Source organism: Spirillospora sp. NPDC046719, from assembly GCF_040645715.1.
In the GTDB taxonomy this organism is placed as follows: Bacteria; Actinomycetota; Actinomycetes; order Streptosporangiales; family Streptosporangiaceae; genus Spirillospora.
In genome coordinates, this window is sequence record NZ_JBEYYT010000534.1 from 1 (window position 1) to 5,497 (window position 5,497).

Genomic DNA, 5,497 nt, shown 5'->3' on the forward strand with positions numbered 1-5,497 from the left:
CACGGCGGGCGGCCGGCGCCGAACGGTTCCGCGACCAGCCGGGCGACCAGGGCGTCCCGGGCGCGGCGGTCGCCCGGCGCGGGCAGCGCGGACTCCCTGACGTGCCAGGCCAGGTCGATCTCGCCCGCGTCCTCCCAGCGCGCCCGTCCCGCCGGGCCGGGCCGCCGGAGCCGGCGGGTGAGGCGCGGCAGGTCCGGGAGCCGCTCGGCAAGCAGCGCGCGCACACGCACGGCCGTCGGGGCGGGCCCGCTGAACTCCGCGACGCCCCCGACGACCTGCGGCGCCTCGGCGCTCTCGCCGGGCGGGGGCGACGCGCCGGCCGCGCCCCGCCGCCGCACGAGCCTCGCGCGCAGCGCCTCGGCGCCCGCCGCGGCCGGGATCAGCAGCAGGCCGCCCGGGATGTCCACCACGTAGTGCGCGGCGGTCGCGACGATCACCAGGCCGGTGACCACCAGGTGAAGGGCGCACAGCCAGGCGACGACGGCGCCGCAGCGGGCCCGGACCGCGGTCGCGCCGATCCACGCCACCCAGCCGATGTGCAGGCTGGGCATCGCCGCGTACGGGTTGGCGCCCGCCGAGACCGCGCCGGTCCCCCAGGTGGCGGGCGGGTGGTGCAGCGCGATGATGTCGGTGTACCCCTCGCCGGGCAGCAGCCGCGGCGGGGTCGAGGGCCACACCGCGAAGCAGCAGATCGCGATCAGGGTGATCCAGATCAGCGTGTTGCGGGCCCACGGGTAGGCCGGGCTCCGCCGCCACCACAGGTAGCCGAGGAACCCGAAGGTGGCGAGCACGTACGTCGTCGCGTACTCCCACGCGGCCAGCGCGCCGAGCCACCCGTGCCGGACCAGCACGCCGTTGAGGCCGTGCCCGGCGTCCAGGTGCGCCCAGCGCTCCAACTCCAGCAGCGACCGGCCGTGGGCGTCGCTGGCGGCCCGGTCCCCCGCGAACGCGTGCGTGAACGCCAGGTACACCGCCAGCACGACCAGCCCCGCGGCGATCTCGCGCGCAGCCGACGCCGCGCGCCCGCGCCCCGCCCCGCGCGCGCGGGGCGGGGCCGCCTCGCACCGGGTCACGCCGCTCCTCCCGCCTCGCCCATCGCACCACCCCCTCCGATCATCCTCCCCACGATCGATCGCGACGACCACGCCCGGGGTGGCCGATCGCCGCCTTTTCCACGGCGGAGACCCACAAAACCCCTTCGACCAGTGCGTTTCGGTGAAGTCGATGGCCGGGCGGCAGCCGATGATCTACGTTGGGGGCCCCGGGCGGGACGCGCCCGCCGACCGGAAGGGCCGCAGCCGTGACCGACACCCCGACCCCGGAGGAGACGGCGCCGGAGGGGGTCGATCCGCACGTGCCGGCGGCCCCGCGGATCTGGAACCACTGGCTCGGCGGCAAGGACAACTACGCCGCCGACCGCCGCGTCGGCGATCAGATGGCCGAGCTGTACCCGAGCATCGTCCGGCTGGCCAGGGCCGACCGGGAGTTCCTCGGCCGGGCCGTCCGGCACCTGGTGGCCGAGGAGGGCGTCCGGCAGTTCCTCGACATCGGCACCGGCCTGCCCACCGCCGGCAACACCCACCAGATCGCGCAGGAGCTCGCTCCCGAGTCGCGGATCGTGTACGTCGACAACGACCCGCTGGTGCTGGCGCACGCCCGCGCGCTGCTGACCAGCACGCCCGAGGGCGCCACCGCCTACATCGACGCCGACCTGCACGACCCGGAGCGGATCCTGGCCGAGGCGGCGCGGACGCTGGACCTCTCCCGCCCGTTCGCGGTCCTGCTGCTCGGCGTCCTGATCTACATCGACGACACGCCGGCCGCGTACTCGATCGTCCGGACGCTGAAGGACGCCCTGCCCTCGGGCGGCCACCTGGTCATCGCGCACAGCACCAGCGAGGTGCACGGCGCGGCGACGGAGGAGGTCGTGCGGCTGCGCAACGAGCGCGTCAAGCCGCCGATGACGCTGCGCAGCGGCGCGGAGATCGCCCGCTTCTTCGACGGCCTCGACCTGCTGGAGCCCGGCGTGGTCCCGTGCAACCGCTGGCGCCCGCACCCCGCGGGCGCGCACGGCGAGGACGTCGACGAGTTCGCCGGCGTCGCCCGCAAGCCCTAGCCCGGCCGCGCGCCGGACCGTCAGGCGAGCAGGCCGTCGGGCGAGCAGGCCGCCGGGTGAGCGGGTCGCCGGGTGAGCGTGCCGCCGGGCGAGCGGGGCGTCAGGCGAGCGGGGCGTCAGGCGAGCGGCACGTCAGGTGAGCGGCATGCGGAGGCCGACGGTGCCGCGCAGGTCGAGCCAGGCCGTCCCGTTCCCGATGACCAGCCGCAGGACGACGTGCTCGCATCCCGGACACCGGGCGACGGCGCCCGGGGCGTGCGAGTAGACGCGCAGGCCGGGCAGCGGGCCCGCCAGCCCGCACGCGGTGCACCGCACCGCCGCCCTCGTGACGTCCACGCCGAACACCTCGCTCAGCGGCCCGGCGAGCGCGTTGCCGTCCTGGTACGCGCCGGCGTCCTCGTAGACGACGGCGTCCGCGCCCGCCTCCGTTCCGTCCGCTCCCATGTCAGCCTCCGCTCGGCCCGAAACGCTCGGTCCTGATCCTGCGCGGGTCGTGCCCCAGCGCGACCAGCAGATCGGCCGCCGCCTCCACGAACCCCGTCGGCCCGCACACGAAGCAGGCCGGGTCGAACTCCGGCGGCCACGCCCATACGGCGAGGTCGCCCTTCGCCAGCCGGCCCGGCGGCCGCGGCCAGCCGTCCGGCGCGGCGCGCGTGTACAGCGGGAAGACCTCCACGCCCGGGTCGGGGCGCCGCAGCTCGGCGGCGTACCACCGCTCGTCCGGCGTCCGCGCGGAGTACACCAGCCGGAACGGGACCCGCGAGCCCTCCGCCCGCCGGGCCCGCACCATCGCCATCAGCGGCGCCACGCCCGCCCCGCCCGCGACGAGCGTGACGGGCGCCGGGTCGTCCGGGCGCCACACGAACCAGCCGCCCACCGGCCCGCGGATCTCGACCGGGTCGCCGACCGAGAAGACCTCGGTCAGGTACGGCGACACCTCACCGTCCGGGACGTTCTGCACGGTCAGCTCGACGCGGTCGCCGTCCGCCGGCGCCGCGAGCGAGTAGCTGCGCTGCGTGCTGTACCCGTCGGCCGCGGTGAGCCGGACGTCGACGTGCTGGCCCGCGAGGTGCCCGGGCCACCCCGGGACGTCCAGCACGAGCGTCCGCGCGGTGGGCGTCTCGTCGCGGGTCTCCGCGAGCCGCGCCACCCGCCACCGGAGCCGGCTCAGTCCCCCTGGTACCGCTGTTCCAGCCATGGGTCCCCGTAGTCGTGGTAGCCGGCCGTCTCCCAGAAACCGGGCTCGTCCTGGGTGAGCAGGTCGAGGCCGCGGACCCACTTGGCCGACTTCCAGAAGTACAAGTGCGGCACCAGCAGCCGCACCGGGCCGCCGTGCTCGGGATGCAGGTCCTCGTCGTCGAACCGGTAGGCCAGCCACGCCTGCCCGTCCAGCAGGTCCTGGAGGGGCAGGTTGGTGGTGTAGCCGCCGTAGGAGCGGGCGAGCGCGTAGTCGGCGGTCGTCTCCACGTCGTCGAGGAGGACGTCCAGGGACACGCCCGTCCAGGACGTGCCGAGCTTGGACCACTTGGTCACGCAGTGGATGTCGACGGTCGGGTTCTCCGATGGCAGCGCCAGGAACTCCTCCCACGTCCAGCGGCGCCGCTCGCCCGTCTCGGTGGTGACGACGAACTCCCACTCGTCCGTGTCGACGCGGGGCGTCGGCCCGGCCGACAGGACCGGGAAGTCGTCGGTGAGGTACTGGCCGGGCGGCAGCTTCACGTCCCCCTGCCGCCGCCTGCCGTGGAATCCGGGCGAGACGATGCCCATCCCCCGCTCCTGTTCGTCCGGACGGCCCGTGCGCCGGGATCCTTCCCCCGCCGGGAGGGATCCATCCCTAGGCGGCGCGAAGTTCGAGCCGGGAGCCGACCGCGTTCGGGACGAACGCCTCCGGGAGGCGCGCGGCGAGCGCGTGCGCGGCGCGCCAGCCGGTGCAGTGCGCCGGGACGACCACCGCCGGGTCCAGGCCGGCGAGCGCGCCGACGGTCGGCTCGATGATCGGCTCGAACGCGGGGCCGCTCAGGTGGAACCCGCCGACGACGGCCGCCACCCGCGGCTCCCCGGTGAGGCGGCGGGCGTGCCGGACGATGTTGACGATCCCCGCGTGCCCGCAGCCGGTGAGGACGACCAGGCCGTGCCCGCGGACGTTCAGCACGAGCGCCTGGTCGTCCCGGACGAGCGGGTCGGGCGCCCAGGCGCCGTCCGTGAGCGCCTCGTGGTAGGCGGGCATGCCGCGCTCGAACGGCGTGACGCGGTCGATCTCACCGGTGATCAGGACGGACCCGCCGAACAGCAGCGACGGCTGCGCCCGCTCGACGATCTCGAAGCCGGCACCGGCGAGGGCGCGGCGGCTCGGCGCGGCCAGCCGCAGCGGCTCGGCGCCGGGCACGTTCATCCGGCGGCCCGTCCATACGCCGGGGTGGACGACGAGCGGGGTGTTCGCGGCGCCGACCGCGCGGATCAGCCCGTCCAGGCCGGTGACGTGGTCGGCGTGGCCGTGGCTGAGCACGACCGTCTCGACCGAGGCGGGGTCGACGCCGAGCCGCCGCATGTTGCCGACGAGGCCGTCGGGGGTCATGCCCGCGTCGAACAGCAAGCGGTGCTCGCGACCGTTCCGCACGACCGTGACCAGCATCGAGAACCCGTGCTCGGCGAGCGGGACGTCGTAGGACTCCCCCGTGTCCAGCACCCCGGCGGGCAGGCGCCGGCCCGCGGCGGCCTGCCGCATCCCGGTGCGCCGCACCGGCCCCTGGTCGGCGAGCAGCAGGTCGCTCTGGTTGTCGATGAGCGTCGTCAGCGTGACGGCGTCGACCGGTTCGAGCGGCACCCGGTCGGGCGTCTCGCGGCCGGGGTCGGGCCGCGGCGCGGCGAAGGCGACCTCGCCCGGATCGGCGACCGGCTCGTAGCACATGGGTCCTCCCGTCCCGCGCCCTCCCGGACACGATCATGATTCCACGGGCGGCCCGGCCGGGGCGCGCGGCCCGCGAAGATCGCGAACCGGCGGCGCGCGGTCGCCCGGACCGCTAGGCTGCGCTGCGGCAAGGCCGTAGCGCAGAGGTCGTCGCGCCTTACAGCGGGCTGGAGGACGTCGGTTCGAATCCGACCGGCCTTGCCACCCCCCGCCCCCCGGTGCGCCGTGCCGGGGCCGCGGGGCACGGCGCGCGGGAACGGGGGACGCGGTGACGGTGATCGACACGCGGACCGCCCCGCGCGCGCTCCGGCCGGACGAGGCGTCGCGCCTGCGGCGGATCCGCCGCTACGCGGTCCCCCGCTGGATGATCGAGCGGGCCGCCGAGCGGCGGCTCGCGGGCGACTGGCGCGGGGCGTGCGCGGCGGCGAACGTGGACGTGGACTTCGACCTCGCGGACGTCGCGCGCGAGCACG

7 protein-coding genes and 1 tRNA gene are annotated in these 5,497 nt (G+C 76.2%); 3 read left to right on the forward strand and 5 right to left on the reverse strand.

Annotated features, from left to right (window positions below; genetic code table 11):
• A partial coding sequence (locus ABZ914_RS45220) for a phosphatase PAP2 family protein (protein ID WP_500200858.1) occupies window positions 1-1,073 on the reverse strand: 1,073 nt, incomplete at its 3' end.
• Window positions 1,074-1,300: 227 nt separating this feature from the next.
• On the opposite strand from ABZ914_RS45220, the gene ABZ914_RS45225 reads away from it, so the two are divergent.
• Window positions 1,301-2,116 carry an SAM-dependent methyltransferase gene (locus ABZ914_RS45225; protein ID WP_500200859.1) on the forward strand — a complete coding sequence of 272 codons (816 nt, stop codon included), beginning with the start codon at window positions 1,301-1,303 and terminating at the stop codon, window positions 2,114-2,116.
• Window positions 2,117-2,248: 132 nt separating this feature from the next.
• On the opposite strand, the gene ABZ914_RS45230 is transcribed toward ABZ914_RS45225, so the two are convergent.
• From ABZ914_RS45230 to ABZ914_RS45245, 4 genes are all read right to left on the reverse strand, one after another.
• Window positions 2,249-2,560 (reverse strand): DUF6510 family protein, encoded by a 312-nt coding sequence (locus ABZ914_RS45230; RefSeq protein WP_433136446.1) that lies wholly within the window; start codon window positions 2,558-2,560, stop codon window positions 2,249-2,251.
• Between the two features lies 1 nt (window position 2,561).
• Complete coding sequence (locus tag ABZ914_RS45235) at window positions 2,562-3,314, reverse strand: ferredoxin reductase (RefSeq protein ID WP_500200860.1); 753 nt, start codon at window positions 3,312-3,314, stop codon at window positions 2,562-2,564.
• Entirely contained in the window at window positions 3,284-3,883 is a 600-nt protein-coding gene (locus ABZ914_RS45240) for a sulfite oxidase-like oxidoreductase (RefSeq protein ID WP_433235245.1), read from the reverse strand. Before ABZ914_RS45240 ends, ABZ914_RS45235 begins: the two co-directional genes overlap by 31 nt.
• A 67-nt stretch (window positions 3,884-3,950) precedes the next feature.
• A complete protein-coding gene (locus tag ABZ914_RS45245) occupies window positions 3,951-5,024 on the reverse strand; it encodes an MBL fold metallo-hydrolase (protein ID WP_500200861.1) in 1,074 nt (357 codons plus the stop codon).
• A gap of 129 nt (window positions 5,025-5,153) precedes the next feature.
• Here ABZ914_RS45245 and ABZ914_RS45250 point away from each other — a divergent pair.
• A tRNA-OTHER gene (locus ABZ914_RS45250) sits at window positions 5,154-5,228 on the forward strand.
• Between the two features lie 64 nt (window positions 5,229-5,292).
• Window positions 5,293-5,497: hypothetical protein (locus ABZ914_RS45255; RefSeq protein WP_500200862.1), on the forward strand; the 205-nt coding region annotated here is incomplete at its 3' end.